Source organism: Agromyces hippuratus (assembly GCF_013410355.1).
Classification (GTDB): Bacteria; Actinomycetota; Actinomycetes; order Actinomycetales; family Microbacteriaceae; genus Agromyces; species Agromyces hippuratus.
In genome coordinates this window covers 1058411-1076032 of record NZ_JACCFI010000001.1, presented here as the reverse complement: position 1 = coordinate 1076032, position 17622 = coordinate 1058411, and the positions used below count along the sequence as shown (strand labels likewise).

The window sequence follows — 17622 nt, the reverse complement described above, 5'->3', positions numbered from 1 at the left end:
TGGAGGCGAGACGCCTGCAAGCGCGTGCACGCCCGTGTCGCGCTCACACCCGGTCACCACTCGGAGGTCACATGGTCATGGTCTACCTCGACCACGCCGCGACCACGCCGATGCTGCCCGAGGCGATCGACGCGCTCACCGCCGCGCTCGCCGTGGTGGGCAACCCGTCGTCGATCCACAGCGCCGGCCAGCAGGCCAAGCGACTGCTCGAGGAGTCCCGGGAGCGCATCGCCGCGACCCTCGGCGCCGACGGCATCGAGATCGTCTTCACGGGCAACGGCACCGAGGCCGTGAACCTCGCGATCAAGGGGCTCTGGTGGCAGCGGCGCACGGCTGCGGCGAGTGCCGCCGAGTCTGCCACCGGGTCGTCGCCCGCGCGTCGCCGCATCCTCATGCCGGCGGGCGAGCACCACGCCACGATCGACACCGTCGAGTGGCTCGTCGCGCACGAGGGCGCCGAGGTGGTCGAACTGCCGCTCGACGAGGTCGGCCGGCTGCGCCTCGACGTGCTCGCCGACGAGCTCGAGCGCGACGCGGCATCCGTCGCCCTCGTCACGATGCTCTGGGCCAACAACGAGGTCGGCACGATCGAGCCAGTCGACGAGGTCGCGCGCCTGACGGCTCGCGCCGGCGTGCCGCTGCACGTCGACGCGGTCGCCGCCTACGGGCAGGTGCCGATCGACTTCCACGGCATCCGCCGTGCGACGGACGCCCCGCGCGGTGCCGGCCTCGTCGCCCTCAGCGTCTCGGCGCACAAGATCGGCGGGCCGGCGGGCATCGGCGCGCTCGTGCTCGACCGGTCGGCTGCCGTGGAGCCACTCATCCACGGCGGCGGGCAGCAGCGCAAGGTGCGGTCGGGCACGCAGGATGTCGCGGCCGCGGCGTCGTTCGCGGCGGCCGCCGACATCGTGGCTGCCCGTCTCGGCGCCGACACCGCCCGCATGGCGGAGCTCCGCGACCGACTGATCGCGGGCGTCGCCGAAGCGGTTCCTGACGCGCGCCTCTCGGGCGACACGGGCGCAGGGGCATCCGTTCGACTGCCCGGCAATGCGCACTTCTCGTTCCCCGGCTGCGAGGGCGACTCGCTGCTCTTCCTGCTCGACGCGGCCGGAGTCGCGGTCTCGACGGGCTCGGCCTGCCAGGCCGGGGTGCCCGAGCCCTCGCACGTGCTCATGGCCATGGGGCGGTCGGAGGCCGACGCCCGCGGCGCGCTCCGCATCACGATCGGGCACGCGTCGACCGACGCCGACGTCGACGCGTTCCTCGACGCGCTGCCCGCCGCGCACGCGCAGGCCGCTCGTGCGGGGCTCGCCGCCCGCGCCACCTCGTTCGACCGCTGACGCGCCCGCTGCCCGGGCCACGGGGCATCCGCTCAGGCTGTCTGCCTACACTGGAGGGGTGAAGGTTCTTGCAGCGATGAGCGGTGGCGTCGACAGCGCCGTGGCCGCTGCGCGCGCCGTCGAGGCCGGCCATGAGGTCGTGGGCGTGCACCTGGCGCTCAGCCGCAACGCCGGCACATTGCGTACGGGCAGCCGCGGGTGCTGCACCATCGAAGACTCGATGGACGCGCAGCGCGCCGCCAACATGCTCGGCATCCCGTACTACGTGTGGGACTTCTCCGAGCGGTTCAAGGCCGACGTCGTCGACGACTTCATCGCCGAGTACTCCGCCGGGCGCACCCCGAACCCCTGCATGCGCTGCAACGAGCGCATCAAGTTCGCCGCCCTGCTCGAGAAGGCGCTCGCCCTCGGCTTCGACGCTGTCGCCACCGGCCACTACGCCAAGATCGTGACGGATGCCTCGGGCAACCGCGAACTCCACCGTGCCAGCGCCGAGGCCAAAGACCAGAGCTACGTGCTCGGGGTGCTCACCGCCGAGCAGCTCGCGCACGCCTACTTCCCGCTCGGCGACACGCCCTCGAAGACGCTCGTGCGCGCCGAGGCGGCCGAGCGCGGGCTGAGCGTCGCGCAGAAGCCCGACTCCTACGACATCTGCTTCATCCCCGACGGCGACACCAGGGGCTGGCTCGCCGACAAGGTCGGCACCGAGACGGGCGACATCGTCGACCGCACGGGCGCCGTCGTCGGCTCGCACGAGGGCGCGCACTCGTTCACGGTCGGCCAGCGCCGGGGCATGCGCCTCGGCACTCCGGCCGCAGACGGCAAGCCGCGCTTCGTGCTCGAGGTGCGTCCGAAGGAGAACACCGTCGTCGTCGGCCCGAAGGGGGCGCTGGCCATCGGCGTCATCGCCGGGTCGCGCTTCTCGTGGGCCGGACTCGCGCCCGAGCAGCCGGAGACGGCGTTCGACTGCGAGGTGCAGATCCGTGCTCACGCCGACCCCGTGCCGGCCGTCGCGCAGCTCGTCGACGGCGAGCTCGTCGTCACGCCGGGGCATCCGCTCGATGGCGTGGCACCCGGTCAGACCGCCGTCATCTACGTCGGAACCCGCGTGCTCGGCCAGTTCACGATCGATCGCACGGTCAGCGCGGTACCGGTCGACGCGTAGCCTCGTTCGGGCGCGGCACAACTCGGATTGCCCCGGTGGTTATTCCGAGTTATTCTGTTAACTCGGAATAAGCGATGACTTCTTCCGAGTTGCGGAGGGAGCTCCCATGGGCGAGCGGGGCGAATGGCCGGCGCACGGGCATGAGAGCCGCGAGTGGCGTCAGCAGGGGCGTCGCGGCGCCCGCGAAGATCGGATGCTGCGACAGATCGATGTGTCGCTCCCGCCGACGATCGCGTCGCTCGACTACCGGCCCGCGCCGGATGTCGCGGCGCTCATCGAGCAGAGCGCTCGCGCCGTGGTGGCGCTCGACGCCGATTCCCGGGGCGTGATCCAGGCGCTCGGGGGGCTGCTGCTGCGCACCGAGTCGGTCGCGTCGTCGCGCATCGAACGCGTCGACGCCAGCATCGACGCCTACGCCCGGGCGGCGGCCGGACTCAAGTCGGACGAATCGGCCACGTCGATGGTCGCCGCGACCACGGCGCTCGCGCAGATGATCGAGCACGCGGGCGCTCACCGGGACATCCGCCTCGACGACCTCCTCGAAGCGCACGCCACGCTGATGCACGACGACCCGCTCGACGGGCGATACGCCGGCCGGCTCCGCGACGTGCAGAACTGGATCGGCGGTTCCGACTACTCGCCGATCGGGGCGGTGCACGTGCCGCCGCCGCCGGAGACCGTGCCCGGATACCTCGATGACCTGCTGCGGTTCGCGAACCGCGACGACGTTCCGGCGATCGCGCAGGCGGCGATCGTGCACGCCCAGTTCGAGTCGATCCACCCCTTCACCGATGGCAACGGTCGCATCGGTCGCGCGCTGATCAACGCCGTGCTGCGTCGGCGAGGCATCACCAGCCGCACCGTCGTGCCCGTGGCATCCGCCATGCTCGCCGAACGGGAGCGCTACTTCTCGCTCGTGAACGCCTATCGCGACGGCAGCGTGACCCCGTTCGTACGGGAGCTCGCGGACGCCGCCGTCATCGCCAGCAGCGAGGCGCGAGCCTCGGCGAACCGCCTCGATGAATTGCCGTCCGAGTGGACGGCGATGTCGCGCCCACGAGCGGGAAGTGCGGCGGCGAAGATCCTGGGCGTGCTCGCCGAGCACCCGATCCTGTCGGCCGATGAAGCCGTGCGACTCACTGGATCTCCCGTCTCGAGCGTGTACACCGCGATGGAACGACTCGAGCGCGACGGGGTGATCCACCAGGTGACCGACCGGCAACGCAACCGGGTCTGGGGAGCCACCGACGTGCTCGCGGAACTCGACGCGCTGAACCGCCGCATCGGCGAGGCGGTGCGTGCGTCGTCCGCGACGTCGGCACCTCCTCGTACTATGGGCGTGTGAGCGACATCTCCGGTGACAGCGGCGGCCTTCCGACCGATTTCGACGCAGCGCGTGCCGAGGCGACCGAGCTCGCCGATCGCATCGAGGGTGCGCGGCTCGCGTACTACGGCGACGGCGACTCGACCCTCTCCGACGCCGAGTACGACGAGGCCTTCCACCGCCTCGAGGCGCTCGAGCGCGCGTTCCCCGAGCTGGCGGGGCAAGACAGCCCGACCCAGCAGGTCGGTGCGGCGATCGTCTCGGCGGGCTTCCCCGAGCACGAGCACGCCGAGCGCATGCTCAGCCTCGACAACGTCTTCTCGATCGACGAGTTCCGCGACTGGGCGACGAAGACCGCCGCCTCCGCAGGGCGACCGGTGCGCTGGCTCTCCGAACTGAAGATCGACGGCCTCGCCATCAGCCTCGCCTACCGCGACGGCGTGCTCGAGACCGCGACGACCCGCGGTGACGGCCGAGTCGGCGAGAACATCACCGAGAACGTCGACCTGATCCCGGCGATCCCTCGGCAGCTCGTGGGCGAGGGCTACCCGGCGTTCTTCGAGGTGCGCGGCGAGGTGTTCCTGCGCACGACCGACTTCGAGGCGCTCAACGAGCGGCAGCACGAGCTGCAGGCGGCGTTCGAGGCCGAGCAGCTCGCCAAGGGCCGCGCACCCGAAGACATCCCCACGAAGTACCCCGAGTTCGCCAACGCCCGCAACACCGCAGCGGGCAGCCTGCGTCAGCGTCGCGAGAAGAAGAACCCCCTCGAGCTCTCGCTCATGCGCGAGCGGCTCGGCCGACTCGAGATGTACCTGCACGGCATCGGCGCATGGCAGCATCCCGATGTCCGGAACCAGTCCGAGATCTACGCCCTGCTCGCGAGCTGGGGCCTGCCGGTCTCGCCGCACTCGCGCGTGTTCGACTCGGTCGACGAGGTCGCCGGTTACATCGCCGAGCGCGGCGAGCACCGGCACGACGTCGAGCACGAGATCGACGGCATCGTCGTCAAGGTCGACGAGCTCGCCCTGCACGACGAGCTCGGCGCCACGAGCCGCGCGCCGCGCTGGGCGATCGCCTACAAGTACCCGCCAGAAGAGGTGCACACGAAGCTGCTCGACATCGTCGTCGGCGTCGGCCGCACGGGTCGTGCGACGCCCTACGCGGTCATGGAGCCCGTCAAGGTCGCCGGCTCGACCGTGCGCCAGGCGACGCTGCACAACCAGCAGGTCGTGAAGGCCAAGGGCGTGCGCATCGGCGACACCGTCGTGCTCCGCAAGGCTGGCGACGTCATCCCCGAGATCCTCGGGGCAGTCGAGCAACTGCGCGACGGCACCGAGGTCGAGTGGCACATGCCCGAACTCTGCCCCGAGTGCGGCACGCCGCTGCGCGCCATGAAAGAGGGCGACATCGACCTGCGCTGCCCGAACGCGAAGTCGTGCCCCGCCCAGGTGCGCGGGCGCGTCGAGCACATCGGATCGCGCGGCGGCCTCGACATCGAGGCGCTCGGCGAGGTCACGGCCGCGGCGCTCACCCAACCGTCGGTGCCTGCCGAACCGCCGCTCGCGACCGAGGCCCGGCTCTTCGACCTCACGCTCGACGAGCTCGTGCCGATCGAGGTCGTCGTGCGCGACTCCGAGACGGGGGAGCCGAAGATCGACGAAGAGACGGGCGTGCCGTCGAGGCGCGCGCCGTTCCAGAAGCTCAGTGCCGCGAGCTACCCGCCGGGAACCGAGACCATGACCCCGGCCGAACGTCGTGCCGCCGGCGTCAAGAAGGACTTCCGCGTCGTGGGTCCCTCCGAAGCGGCGACGAAGCTGCTCGCCGAACTCGAGAAGGCCAAGACGAAGCCGCTGTGGCGGCTGCTCGTCTCGCTCAACATCCGCCACGTCGGGCCGGTCGCGGCCCGGGCACTCGCCGACTGGTTCGGCTCGCTCGACGCGATCCGCGCCGCCACCCGTGAACAGCTCGCCGAGGTCGAGGGTGTCGGCGGCATCATCGCCGACTCTCTCATCGAGTGGTTCGAGGTCGACTGGCACCGCGACATCGTCGACCGCTGGACGGCGGCGGGCGTGCAGTTCGCCACTCCGGGGCATCCGGGGCCCGGAGCGGCCGCAGAGGCCGGGGGAGTGCTCACGGGCCTCACCGTCGTCGCGACCGGGTCGCTCGACGGCTTCAGCCGCGAAGGCGCCCAAGAGGCGATCATCGCCGCTGGCGGCAAGGCGGCGTCGAGCGTCTCGAAGAAGACCGACTTCGTCGCGGCCGGCCCCGGCGCCGGCTCGAAGCTCGCGAAGGCCGAAGAACTCGGCATCCGGGTGCTCGACGCAGCGCAGTTCGCGCTGCTCGTGACTGAGGGGCCGGCCGCGCTCGACTGATCGCAGGGCCGGGGCAGGGGCAACACCGAGGATGTCGGAGGGGACATGACGGGTGACGAGAGTTCGCACGAGCGAGGGGCTTCGTCTGGGGGCGACACCGATCGCGATGACACCGATCGCGCCGGTGGCGCGACCGCCTCAGGGGGATCGAGCCGTCGAGACTTCCTGAAGTTCGGCGGGGTCGCCGCTGCAGGCGCCGTGGTCGGCGGTGGCGTCGGGGCCGCGATCGGAGCATCGATCGGGCACGCCCTCGGCTACGAGGCAGGCGCCGACGACTTCGCGGCGTTCAGTCCGCGCGAGAAGGCGGGCTTCGATCACCTCGTCGTCGTGATGGGCGAGAACCGCTCGTTCGACAACCTGCTCGGCTGGCTGTACTCCGACGACGATCTGCCCGACGGGCAGCGGTTCGACGGGCTGGCGTTCGGCGACTACTCGAACACGGCCCCCGACGGCACGAAGATCGCGGCCCACGTCTACGAGGGGCCGACCGACGAGATCATGGGCCGCCCGAACCCCGATCCCGGCGAAGAGTACCCGCACGTCAACACGCAGATCTTCAACACGATCGACCCGCCCGAGAACGCCGAGCTCTTCGTCGAGAAGATGACGGCGCCGTTCAACGCGCCGAAGCCGAATGCGAAGCCTCGCATGAACGGCTTCGTGACCGACTACCTCGTCAACTACGAGCGGCTCAAGAAGGGCACGCCGCCCGATCAGGCCGAACTCGCGCAGATCATGGGTTCGTTCTCGACCGCGATGCTTCCGGTGCTCTCGACGCTCGCGAAGAACTTCGCGGTCTTCGATGCCTGGCATGCCGGGGTGCCCTCGCAGACGTTCTGCAACCGGTCGTTCTTCCACGCTTCGACCTCGCACGGTTTCGTCACGAACAAGCACGGCGGCGGCTACGACAAGTGGCTCGATGCGCCGGCGACACCGACGATCTTCAACCGCCTCGAAGACGCGGGCCTCTCGTGGCGCATCTACTTCGACGAACTCCAGCTCGTCTCGTTCACCGGCGTGCTGCACGCGCCGGTGCTCGAGAAGTACTGGCGCACCGAGCATTTCGCGACGATGGAGCAGTTCCACGACGACGTGAAGAACGGCAAGCTGCCGGCCTACGCGTTCATCGAGCCGCGCATGATCTACAACCACAACGACTTCCACCCGCCGTTCGGAAAGCTCCGCGAGAGCGACGTCGACGGCACCGAGGTCATCGACAGCGCGATCTCCGACGTCAGGGCGGGCGAGGCGCTCATCCACGAGATCTACTCCTCGATCAAGGAGAGCGCGACCTCCGACGGCTCGAACGCACTGAACACCATGCTGCTGATCACCTTCGACGAGCACGGCGGATGCTACGACCACGTGCCGCCGCCGTCGGCGACGCCCCCCGAGGTCGAGGAGCCGGCGGGTGAGATGGGCTTCCGCTTCGATCGGCTCGGATGCCGCGTGCCCGCGATCGCCGTCTCGGCGTACACGCGAGCGGGCAGCGTGATCAACGACGAGATGCACCACGGCGCCGTGATCGCGACCCTCGCGAAGCTGCACGGACTGAAGCCGCTGACCCGGCGAGATGCCGAGGCGAACGACATGTTCTCGGCGGTGAACCTCGACTCGCCGAGGCATCCGCAGACCTGGCCGTCGACGACCCCGCAGTACATTCCGCCGAACCCGCAGGCGGAGGCGCCGCATCCCGGGCATGCGCACAAGGCCAAGCCGTTGAGCCCGCCGGCGCGCGGCCTGCTGGGGCTGCTGCTCGCGAAGTTCGGGCGACCCGACGACGAGGAGCCCGAGACCTACGCCGATGCGTACGAGCTCATGCAGAAGTACGGCATCGGGCTGTTCGGCAAGCCCCGATAGAATCGATGCATCCCCATCCCGAGACGACGGAGCAGCATGTCCGAAATCACTGCGGAGCAGGTCGCGCATCTCGCGAACCTCGCCCGCATCGCGCTCACCGATGAAGAGATCGAGCACCTCACGACAGAGCTCGGCCAGATCATGCACGCGGTCGAGCAGGTGAGCGAGGTCGCCACGCCCGACGTGCCGCCGACGAGCCACCCCATCCCGATGCAGAACGTGTTCCGAGACGACGTCGTCGGCACGACGGTGCTGACCGCAGACGAGGCGCTCGCGGGCGCCCCCGAGTCCGACGACTCGCGATTCAAGGTCTCGGCCATCCTGGGAGAAGAGCAGTGAGCGACGAACTGATCCGCCTGTCCGCAGCAGCACTCGGCGCCAAGCTCGCCGCCGGCGAGGTCTCCTCGGTCGAGGCGACCCGTGCGCACCTCGATCGCATCGCGGCCGTCGACGGCGCCGTGCACGCCTTCCTCCACGTCGAGGGCGAGCGCGCCATCGAGACCGCGGCCGAGATCGACCGCCAGCGTGCAGCGGGCGCGCCGCTCGGCCCGCTCGCCGGCGTGCCGATCGCGATCAAAGATGTTCTGGTCACGAAGGGCATGCCCTCGACCTCGGGCTCCCGCATCCTCGAGGGCTGGATCCCGCCCTACGACGCGACGCCGGTCACGAAGGTGCGCGAAGCGGGCATGATCCCGCTCGGCAAGACCAACATGGACGAGTTCGCCATGGGCTCGTCGACCGAGCACTCGGCCTACGGCCCGACCCACAACCCGTGGGACCTCGACCGCATCCCCGGCGGCTCGGGCGGCGGCTCCGCGGCATCCGTCGCCGCCTTCGAGGCGCCCCTCGCACTCGGCTCCGACACCGGCGGCTCGATCCGCCAGCCCGCGCACGTCACCGGCACCGTCGGCGTGAAGCCGACGTACGGCGCGGTCAGCCGCTACGGCTCGATCGCCCTGGCCTCCTCGCTCGACCAGATCGGCCCCGTCACCCGCAACGTGCTCGACGCGGCGCTCCTCCACGACGTGATCGCCGGGCACGACCCGCTCGACTCCACGTCGATCCCCGAGGCATGGCCGTCGATGGCCGAAGCGGTGCGTCGAGCGGATGTCTCGGGCCTCCGCATCGGCGTCATCAAGGAGCTCGACGGCGAGGGCTTCCAGGCCGGCGTTCGCCAGCGCTTCCACGAGTCGCTCGAGCTGCTCGAGAAGAACGGCGCCGAGATCGTCGAGGTCTCCGCACCCCACTTCGAGTACGCCATCGCGGCGTACTACCTGATCCTCCCCGCCGAAGCGTCGTCGAACCTCGCGAAGTTCGACTCGGTGCGCTTCGGCCTCCGGGTCACGCCCGAGGGCGGCGGCACGGTCGAGCAGGTCATGTCGGCCACGCGCGAGGCGGGTTTCGGCCCCGAGGTGAAGCGCCGCATCATCCTCGGCACCTACGCGCTCTCGGCGGGCTACTACGACGCCTACTACGGCTCAGCGCAGAAGGTGCGCACGCTCGTGCAGCGCGACTTCGACGCGGCGTTCGCCAACGTCGACGTGCTCGCCTCGCCGACCGCGCCGACGACCGCGTTCAAGTTCGGCGAGAAGCTCGCCGACCCGGTGTCGATGTACCTCAACGACATCGCGACGATCCCCGCGAACCTCGCGGGCGTGCCCGGCATCTCGCTGCCATCGGGCCTCGCCCCCGAAGACGGCCTGCCCGTCGGCATCCAGTTCCTGGCGCCTGCGCGTGAAGACGCACGTCTGTACAACGTCGGGGCTGCCCTCGAGCAGCTGCTCGAAGCGCGTTGGGGCGGCCCGCTCCTCGCCCAGGCTCCCGATCTCTCCACCCATGAGCTCACCGCGACCGAGGAAGGCGCACTCTGATGGCCCGCGCTGAACTGATGGACTTCGACAAGGCTCTCGAGCTCTTCGAGCCGGTCATCGGCCTCGAGGTGCACGTCGAGCTCAACACCACGACGAAGATGTTCTCGTCGGCTCCGAACCCGGCGAACTCGCAGTTCCACGGCGCAGAGCCGAACACGCTCATCACGCCCGTGTGCCTCGGCCTGCCGGGTTCGCTGCCGGTCGTGAACGGCGACGCCGTGAAGTACTCGATCAGCCTCGGCCTCGCGCTCGGCTGCGAGATCGCGCCGTCGAGCCGGTTCGCGCGCAAGAACTACTTCTACCCCGACCTCGCGAAGAACTACCAGATCTCGCAGTACGACGAGCCGATCGCCTTCGACGGCGAGATCGAGGTCGAGCTCGAGAACGGCCGTGTCTTCACGGTGCCGATCGAGCGGGCGCACATGGAAGAAGACGCGGGCAAGCTCACGCACGTGGGCGGCTCGACGGGCCGCATCCAGGGCGCCGAGTACTCACTCGTCGACTACAACCGAGCCGGTGTACCGCTCGTCGAGATCGTCACGCGGCCGATCTTCGGCGGCGAGGCCGACACGCCCGCGCTCGCGAAGGCCTATGTCGCCACCATCCGCGACATCGTGCTGTCGCTCGGCATCTCCGAGGCGCGCATGGAGCGCGGCAACCTCCGCTGCGACGCGAACGTGTCGCTGCGCCCCCGCGGCCAGGAGAAGCTCGGCACGCGCACCGAGACGAAGAACGTCAACTCGATGCGCTCGGTGGAGCGAGCCGTGCGCTACGAGATCCAGCGTCAGGCGGCGATCCTCGCCGGTGGCGGCACGATCATCCAGGAGACGCGTCACTGGCACGAGGACACCGGCGCGACGAGCGCGGGTCGTCCGAAGTCCGACGCCGACGACTACCGGTACTTCCCCGAGCCCGACCTGCTGCCCGTCGTGCCGTCGAAGGAGCTCGTCGACGAGCTGCGCGCTGCGCTGCCCGAGCCGCCGGCCGTGCGCCGTCGCCGGCTCAAGGCCGAGTGGGGCTTCACCGACCTCGAGTTCCAGGATGTCGCGAACTCGGGCCTGCTCATCGAGCTCGAGGCGACCGTGAAGGCCGGCGCGACACCCGCCGCTGCGCGCAAGTGGTGGACCGGTGAGATCGCCCGTCTCGCGAACGCCTCCGACGTCGACGCGTCGGGTCTCGTCTCTCCCGAGCACGTCGCCGAGCTCGCGCAGCTCGTCGATGCCGGCACGCTCACCGACCGTCTGGCCCGCCAGGTGCTCGAGGGCGTCATCGCCGGTGAGGGGTCGCCGCAGCAGGTCGTCGACGCCCGCGGTCTCGCGGTCGTCTCCGATGACGGCGCGTTGATCGCCGCCATCGACGAGGCGCTCGCGTCGCAGCCCGACGTGCTCGCGAAGATCCGTGACGGCAAGGTTCAGGCTGCCGGCGCGGTCATCGGCGCGGTGATGAAGGCGATGCAGGGCAAGGCCGACGCCGCCCGAGTGCGCGAGCTCGTGCTCGAACGCGCCGGGCAGACCGCGTAGCCGGTCGCATGTGCACGAGAGCCGGGCGGAGACTCCCGCCCGGCTCTCAGCATGTTCATTGCTCGTGACCGTACAGTGGTCGTCCCCTGAACGATTGACGAGGACAACATGGGATTCCTTGACCGTCTCTTCGGAGCAGTTCCCGCCGAACCGCCGCGGCAGCAGTCTCAGCCCGCCCGCAGGCTGAGCGACGACGAACTCGCGGTCGAGCGCTACCGCTACCTGCTGCGCACGGCTCCGCCCGAGTCGGTCGAGGCGGTGCACGCCGAGGCGTTCGCGAAGCTCACTCCGCAGCAGCGCCAGGCCGTCTTCGTGTCGCTCAGCGCAGAGGCGCCCGCCGGCGAGCGACTCGTCTCCGACGAGCCGAGCGCACTGGCCAGGGCGGCTACTCGCGCCGAGCTCCGCGCGCCCGGCAGCGTCGAGCGCGCCTTCAACCGAGCGGATGCCGCGGGCGGCCGTCCCCAGCAGGGCGGCCCGTCGTTCGGCGGCATGTTCGCCGGCTCGCTGCTCGGATCCGTCGCGGGTGTCGTCGTCGGTTCGGCGATCGCACAGGCGTTTCTGCCCGATCCTTCGGCATTCGAGGCGGGTGCCGATGGCGGCGAGGCCGGGGCATCCGACGGTGGCGGGGCAGACGCGTCCGGTGGCGACTCGGGCGGCGACTTCGGAGGTTTCGGCGACTTCGGTGGCGGTGACTTCGGAGGCGGCGGCGACTTCGGGTTCTGATCGCACCAGGCGTTGGCAGGCGGCGCCTGCGATGACGGCGGCAGCGGATAGGGTCGCAGCATGAGCAAGCAGGACGGCTCGTCGCGCCAAGTGACCACCGGTCCGGTCGACGACTCGGCGACACCGATCCTGCACGTCGACATGGATGCGTTCTTCGTCTCCGTCGAGCTGTTGAAGCGACCCGATCTGCGCGGCAAGCCCGTGCTGGTCGGCGGCACTGCGGGCCGCGGCGTCGTCTCGGCCGCGAGCTACGAGGCCCGCAGATACGGCGTCAACTCGGCCATGCCCATGTCGCTGGCCCTGCAACGCTGCCCGAACGCGGTCGTGCTGCGTGGTGACTACGCGAGCTACACCCACTACTCGAGCCGCGTCATGCAGATCTTCGAAGAGGTCACGCCGCTCGTCGAGAAGCTCTCGATCGACGAGGCGTTCCTCGACGTCTCCGGCGCCCGGCGCCTCCACGGCAGTCCCGCCGAGATCGCGTGGGGCTTGCGCCGGCGCGTGCGCGACGAGACCGGACTCACCTGCTCGGTGGGCGTCGCCGCGACGAAGTTCGTGGCGAAGGTCGCGTCGAGCCGTGCGAAGCCCGACGGCATGCTCGTCGTGCCGGCCGACCGCGCCCTCGAGTTCCTCCATCCGCTGCCGGTCTCCGCGCTCTGGGGTGTCGGCAAGGTCACCGAGGAGTCGCTCACCCGCATCGGACTCCGCACGGTCGGCGACGTGGCCGCCATGCCCGCCGACGCGCTCGCTCGGGCGCTCGGGCCCGCACTCGCGGCGAAGCTCGGTCACCTGTCGATGGGCGTCGACGCGCGCGACGTCGTCATCGGGCGTGAAGAGAAGAGCATCGGGCACGAGGTCACCTTCGGGTACGACCTCACCGACCTCGACCAGTTGCGGCGCGAGTTGCTGCGACTCTCCGACGATGTGGCAGTGCGGCTCCGTCGTGCCGGGGTGGTGGGGCGCACGGTCGTGCTGAAGCTGCGCTACGGCGACTTCCGCACCGTCACCCGGTCGCGCACCCTGGGGGAGCCGACCGATGTCGCACGACGCATCTACGACGAGGCATCCGCTGCGCTCGGTGAGCTCGCCGGAGACGGGGCTCGCATCCGCCTCATCGGCGTGCGGGCCGAACAGCTCCGGCCCTCGGGCAGCGGGGCGATGCTGTGGGACCCCGACGAGGAGTGGCGCGAAGCCGAGCGCACGATCGACGAGGTGACCGCGCGGTTCGGTCGCGGAGCGGTGCGGCCCGCCTCGCTCGTGAAGCGCGCCGCAGACCGCGTCGAATCGACGCGTCGCACCGAGCCCGGTGCCGACGACGTTCGCTGAACCCGGTGCCGGCGAATCACGCAAGGGGTGGTTCGCGAGCGAGCGCGCGGGTAGCGTTGACTCATGGCTGAACTCGTTCTGGACCTCGCTGAGACCGTCGCCGGCGTCGGCGTGAAGACCTCCTACGGCGACCCCGTCGACATCGACGGCACCACGCTCGTGCCCGTCGCGCTCGGGTACTACGGCTTCGGCGCAGGCAGTGGCTCCGACGGCGCAGGCGACCAGGCGGGCGGTGGCGGCGGTGGCGGGCTCTCCATTCCGCTCGGCGCATACGTCGGCCGCTCGGGTGACGTTCGCTTCGAACCGAACCTCATCGGGCTGCTGTTGGTCGCCACTCCGCTCGTCTGGGTCACCGGCAAGGCGCTCCGAATGGTGATTCGCGCGCTCAAGCGCTGACCGCACGCGCGGTCGCGGCGTCGGCCGCTGCCGTCCCTGCCCGCGCCATCGGCGTATACTCGTGCTCGAACACGGGAGTCCGGTGAGCCGGGCTGAGAGGAAGGTTCTCAACCTTCGACCGTCGAACCTGATCTGGGTCATGCCAGCGCAGGGAGGCCAATCACATCTCAAATTCCCGTGCCTCTTTCCACGAATCGAAAGGGCACGACAGTGCACACTGCAGCATCAGAGACCAGCAGCCCATCCACCCCCCGCAAGCCGCGCGACCTGCGCTGGCGGGTCGTCGACATCGTCGTCGCCAGCGTCATCGGCGTCGCGACCGGGCTGCTCTTCCTCTTCTGGAACAACGTCGGCTACGCGTGGTTCAGCGCGGCCGACGCCCTCACGCCGGGACTCGGCGGCATCGCCGTCGGCATCTGGCTCATCGGCGGCGTGCTCGGCGGGTTGATCATCCGCAAGCCGGGCGCGGCGCTCTTCGTCGAGCTGCTCGCCGCGATCGTCTCGGCGCTCGTCGGCAACCAGTGGGGCATCGAGACGATCTACTCGGGCGTGATGCAGGGACTCGGCGCCGAACTGGTGTTCGCCGTCTTCGCGTACCGCCGATTCGGACTGCTGCCCGCGATGCTCGCGGGTGCTGCTGCCGGCGCCGCGGCGTGGACGCTCGAGCTCTTCACCTCGGGCAACCTCGCGAAGTCGGCCGAGTTCCTCGGGCTCTACTTCACGACCGTCGTCATCTCGGGCGCGGTGCTCGCCGGCCTGCTCGGCTGGCTCATCGTGCGCGGGCTCGCCGCCACGGGCGCGCTCAATCGCTTCGCGGCCGGTCAAGACGTGGCCCAGCGGGTCTGACGTGCAGCGTGAAACCGGTGCCACCCGGCCCGCGCGCGTGGAGGCGCGCGGGTGGGGGTGGCGGCACGCGGGGCGCCGGCGATCGGCGCTCGACGGCATCGACCTCGTCATCTCGCCGGGGGAGCGGGTGCTGCTGCTCGGACCTTCGGGGTCGGGCAAGTCGACCCTCCTGCACGCGCTCGCCGGCGTGCACGGCGGGGCCGAAGAGGGCGAGGAGACCGGCTCGCTGCTCATCGACGGCGAGTGGCCCGGAGCCGTGCGCGGACGGGCGAGTCTCGTGCTGCAGGATCCCGACTCGCAGGTGATCCTTGCACGGGTCGGCGACGACGTGGCCTTCGGCTGCGAGAACCTCGGCGTTCCGCGTGACGAGATCTGGGCGCGCGTGCGCCGTGCCCTCGACGAGGTCGGCCTCGACCTTCCGCTCGACCACCCCACGAGCGCGCTCTCCGGCGGCCAGAAGCAGCGTCTTGCCCTCGCAGGCGCCTTTGCGATGGGGCCCGGCCTGCTGCTGCTCGACGAGCCGACCGCGAATCTCGACCCCGCCGGCGTCGATGAGGTGCGGCAGGCTGTCGCGCGCACGCTCGATCGCACCGGCGCGACGTTCGTCGTCGTCGAGCATCGCGTCGACGTCTGGATCGACCTCGTCACGCGTGTCATCGTGCTCGGTCGCGACGGGCGTCTCATCGCCGACGGCGAGCCGCAGCACGTCATCTCGACGCAGCGCGACGTGTTGCTCGCAGCCGGCGTCTGGGTGCCGGGCGTGCCGCCGGGAGTCTCCGCGGCGCGGCCCGCGCCCGCGGCATCCGTCGTCGATCTCGAGGGCATCGATCTCGCGATCGGCCGCCGCAGCGACGCCGTCGTGCGCAGCGGCCTCTCGCTCGCGCTGCCGCGGGCAGCCTCGACGGTGCTCACCGGGCCCAACGGTGCGGGCAAGTCGACGCTCGCGCTCACCATGGGCGGCCTGCTGCCGCCACTCGGCGGACGGGTTCGCGCATCGGAAGAGCTGGCCGGCGGGCTCAAGCCGGATCCGATCCGGTGGCGGTCGCGTGAGCTGCTCACGCGCATCGGCACCGTGTTCCAGGAGCCGGAGCACCAGTTCGTCGCGTCGACCGTGCAGCGCGAGCTCGAGGTCGCGCCACGTGCGCTCGGCCTCGATGCCCCGACGACTGCACGGCGCACCCACGAGGTGCTCGAGCGGCTCGGACTCGACCGTCTCGCCGAGGCGAACCCCTTCACCCTGTCGGGAGGCGAGCAGCGACGGCTCACTGTGGGGTGCGCGCTCGTCGCGCAGCCCAGGGTGGTGGTCCTCGACGAACCGACGTTCGGCCAGGATCGCCTGACCTGGATCGAACTCGTGACGCTGCTTCGCGCGCTCGTCGACGACGGCACGACACTGCTCTCGGTCAGTCACGACGCCGCGTACCTCGACGCACTCGGCGATCAGCACCTCGACCTCGGCAGCGATGCGCTGCGCATGGAGGCGACGGCATGATCGCGACGCCTCGCCTGCACCTCGTCGACCGCGTGAACCCCGTGAGCCGCCTCGCGGCGGCGATGCTGCTCACGACGCCCCTGCTGCTCACCGTCGACTGGGTGAGCGCCGCCGTCGCCCTCGGCATGCAGCTCGTGCTCTTCGCGATCGCGGGGGTGACGCCGAGGGTGCTCCTCGCGCGAGGATGGCCGATCCTCATCGCCGCGCCCATCGCCGGCCTCAGCATGCTGCTCTACGGCCAGCCGGAGGGCACCGAGTACTGGTCCTTCTGGCTCGCCCGCATCACCGACGGCTCGATCGAGCTCGCCGTCGCCGTCACCGTGCGCGTGCTCGCGATCGGTCTGCCCGCGGTGCTGCTGTTCATGAACGTCGACCCGACCGAGCTGGCCGACGGGCTCGCCCAGGTCGCGAAGCTCCCGAGCAGGTTCGTGCTCGGTGCGCTGGCGGGCGCACGACTCGTCGGCCTCTTCATGGAGGACTGGCGGGCGATGGCACTGTCGCGGCGTGCGCGCGGCATCGGCGATCACGGCGTGATCCGTCGGTTCGCGACCATGGCGTTCGCCCTGCTCGTGCTCGCGATCCGGCGTGGCAGCAAGCTCGCCACGGCGATGGAGGCTCGCGGGTTCGGCTCAGATCACCCGCGCACCTGGGCACGCGAGTCCCGAGTCGGTTGGCCGGATGCCGCGCTGCTCTGCATCGCCGCAGGCATCGCGGTGCTCGCGATCGGCTGCGCCGTCTGGGCGGGCACCTACCACGCGGTGTGGGCGTGAGCGCGGGCGCGTCGGGCGGCGCGGCTGCGACCGCCCCCGCGGCATCCGCAGTGCGCACGGTGCTCGAGCGGTGCCGTGCTGCGGGCGTTCAGGTCGTGGCGATCGACGGGCCGAGCGGCTCGGGCAAGAGCACCCTCGCCGATGCGCTCGTGCGGGCATGGCCGGGTCGCGCGCCCGAGCTCGTACGCCTCGACGACGTCTACCCCGGCTGGACCGGGCTCGAGCGGGTCGGCGCCGAGGTGCTGCGCGAACTCGTCGCTCGCCGCGCCCGCGGCGCGGTCGGCACCTGGCGGACGTGGGATTGGGCGGCCGGTCGCGTCGGTTCGGTCGAGCACAGCAGGCCGGGCCATCCGCTCATCATCGAGGGATGCGGGGCCTTCGCCGCGACGTCGTCGGTCGAGGCCGTCGCGATCTGGGTCGAGGCGTCGCCACCGGTACGCAAGCGCCGAGCACTCGCGCGCGACGCCGGGGCGTTCGACCCGTACTGGGACCTGTGGGAGCGCCAGTGGCGCCGGTACGTCGCGCGCACCGTGCCCGCGCGCCGCGCCGATGTGCGTGTGCGGGTCGCCGGCGCCTGAGTCGCCGCGCTGCGATCCGCCGCCCGAACCGCCGCGGCG

15 protein-coding genes and 1 riboswitch are annotated in these 17622 nt (G+C 70.8%); all 15 genes read left to right on the top strand.

What is annotated here, in order from left to right; all coding sequences use genetic code 11:
* Window positions 1-71 precede the first annotated feature (71 nt).
* A complete protein-coding gene (locus BJY17_RS05205) occupies window positions 72-1340 on the top strand; it encodes a cysteine desulfurase family protein (RefSeq protein ID WP_179550417.1) in 1269 nt (422 codons plus the stop codon).
* A 58-nt stretch (window positions 1341-1398) separates the two neighbouring features.
* Complete coding sequence (gene mnmA, locus BJY17_RS05200; protein WP_322789753.1) at window positions 1399-2505, top strand: tRNA 2-thiouridine(34) synthase MnmA; 1107 nt, start codon at window positions 1399-1401, stop codon at window positions 2503-2505.
* 193 nt (window positions 2506-2698) lie between these two features.
* On the top strand, window positions 2699-3850 hold the full coding sequence (locus tag BJY17_RS05195) for a Fic family protein (RefSeq protein ID WP_246303660.1): 1152 nt from the start codon (window positions 2699-2701) through the stop codon (window positions 3848-3850).
* Window positions 3851-3855: 5 nt separating this feature from the next.
* A complete protein-coding gene (ligA, locus tag BJY17_RS05190; RefSeq protein ID WP_179552724.1) occupies window positions 3856-6201 on the top strand; it encodes an NAD-dependent DNA ligase LigA in 2346 nt (781 codons plus the stop codon).
* 45 nt (window positions 6202-6246) lie between these two features.
* A complete protein-coding gene (locus BJY17_RS05185; RefSeq protein ID WP_179550415.1) occupies window positions 6247-8061 on the top strand; it encodes an alkaline phosphatase family protein in 1815 nt (604 codons plus the stop codon).
* A gap of 36 nt (window positions 8062-8097) precedes the next feature.
* A complete protein-coding gene (gene gatC / locus BJY17_RS05180) occupies window positions 8098-8400 on the top strand; it encodes an Asp-tRNA(Asn)/Glu-tRNA(Gln) amidotransferase subunit GatC (RefSeq protein ID WP_056009497.1) in 303 nt (100 codons plus the stop codon).
* Entirely contained in the window at window positions 8397-9932 is a 1536-nt protein-coding gene (gatA, locus tag BJY17_RS05175) for an Asp-tRNA(Asn)/Glu-tRNA(Gln) amidotransferase subunit GatA (protein WP_179550414.1), read from the top strand. Before gatC ends, gatA begins: the two co-directional genes overlap by 4 nt.
* Window positions 9932-11452: an Asp-tRNA(Asn)/Glu-tRNA(Gln) amidotransferase subunit GatB gene (gene gatB / locus BJY17_RS05170; protein ID WP_179550413.1), complete on the top strand. Its 1521-nt coding sequence runs from the start codon at window positions 9932-9934 to the stop codon at window positions 11450-11452. The genes gatA and gatB overlap by 1 nt, the downstream gene beginning before the upstream one ends.
* A gap of 108 nt (window positions 11453-11560) precedes the next feature.
* Entirely contained in the window at window positions 11561-12175 is a 615-nt protein-coding gene (locus BJY17_RS05165; RefSeq protein ID WP_179550412.1) for a hypothetical protein, read from the top strand.
* Window positions 12176-12235: 60 nt separating this feature from the next.
* The gene (locus tag BJY17_RS05160) at window positions 12236-13501 is read left to right on the top strand and encodes a DNA polymerase IV (RefSeq protein WP_179550411.1); all 1266 of its coding nucleotides are present in this window, start codon (window positions 12236-12238) and stop codon (window positions 13499-13501) included.
* 63 nt (window positions 13502-13564) lie between these two features.
* Window positions 13565-13897 (top strand): hypothetical protein, encoded by a 333-nt coding sequence (locus tag BJY17_RS05155; protein ID WP_179550410.1) that lies wholly within the window; start codon window positions 13565-13567, stop codon window positions 13895-13897.
* A 61-nt stretch (window positions 13898-13958) separates the two neighbouring features.
* Window positions 13959-14068, top strand: a riboswitch (TPP riboswitch).
* 39 nt (window positions 14069-14107) lie between these two features.
* A complete protein-coding gene (locus tag BJY17_RS18440; RefSeq protein WP_322789752.1) occupies window positions 14108-14743 on the top strand; it encodes an ECF transporter S component in 636 nt (211 codons plus the stop codon).
* A 1-nt stretch (window position 14744) separates the two neighbouring features.
* Complete coding sequence (locus tag BJY17_RS05145; RefSeq protein ID WP_179550409.1) at window positions 14745-16235, top strand: ABC transporter ATP-binding protein; 1491 nt, start codon at window positions 14745-14747, stop codon at window positions 16233-16235.
* The gene (locus BJY17_RS05140) at window positions 16232-17005 is read left to right on the top strand and encodes an energy-coupling factor transporter transmembrane component T family protein (RefSeq protein ID WP_218889852.1); all 774 of its coding nucleotides are present in this window, start codon (window positions 16232-16234) and stop codon (window positions 17003-17005) included. The genes BJY17_RS05145 and BJY17_RS05140 overlap by 4 nt, the downstream gene beginning before the upstream one ends.
* Window positions 17002-17583: an AAA family ATPase gene (locus tag BJY17_RS05135; protein WP_179550408.1), complete on the top strand. Its 582-nt coding sequence runs from the start codon at window positions 17002-17004 to the stop codon at window positions 17581-17583. Before BJY17_RS05140 ends, BJY17_RS05135 begins: the two co-directional genes overlap by 4 nt.
* Window positions 17584-17622 lie beyond the last annotated feature (39 nt).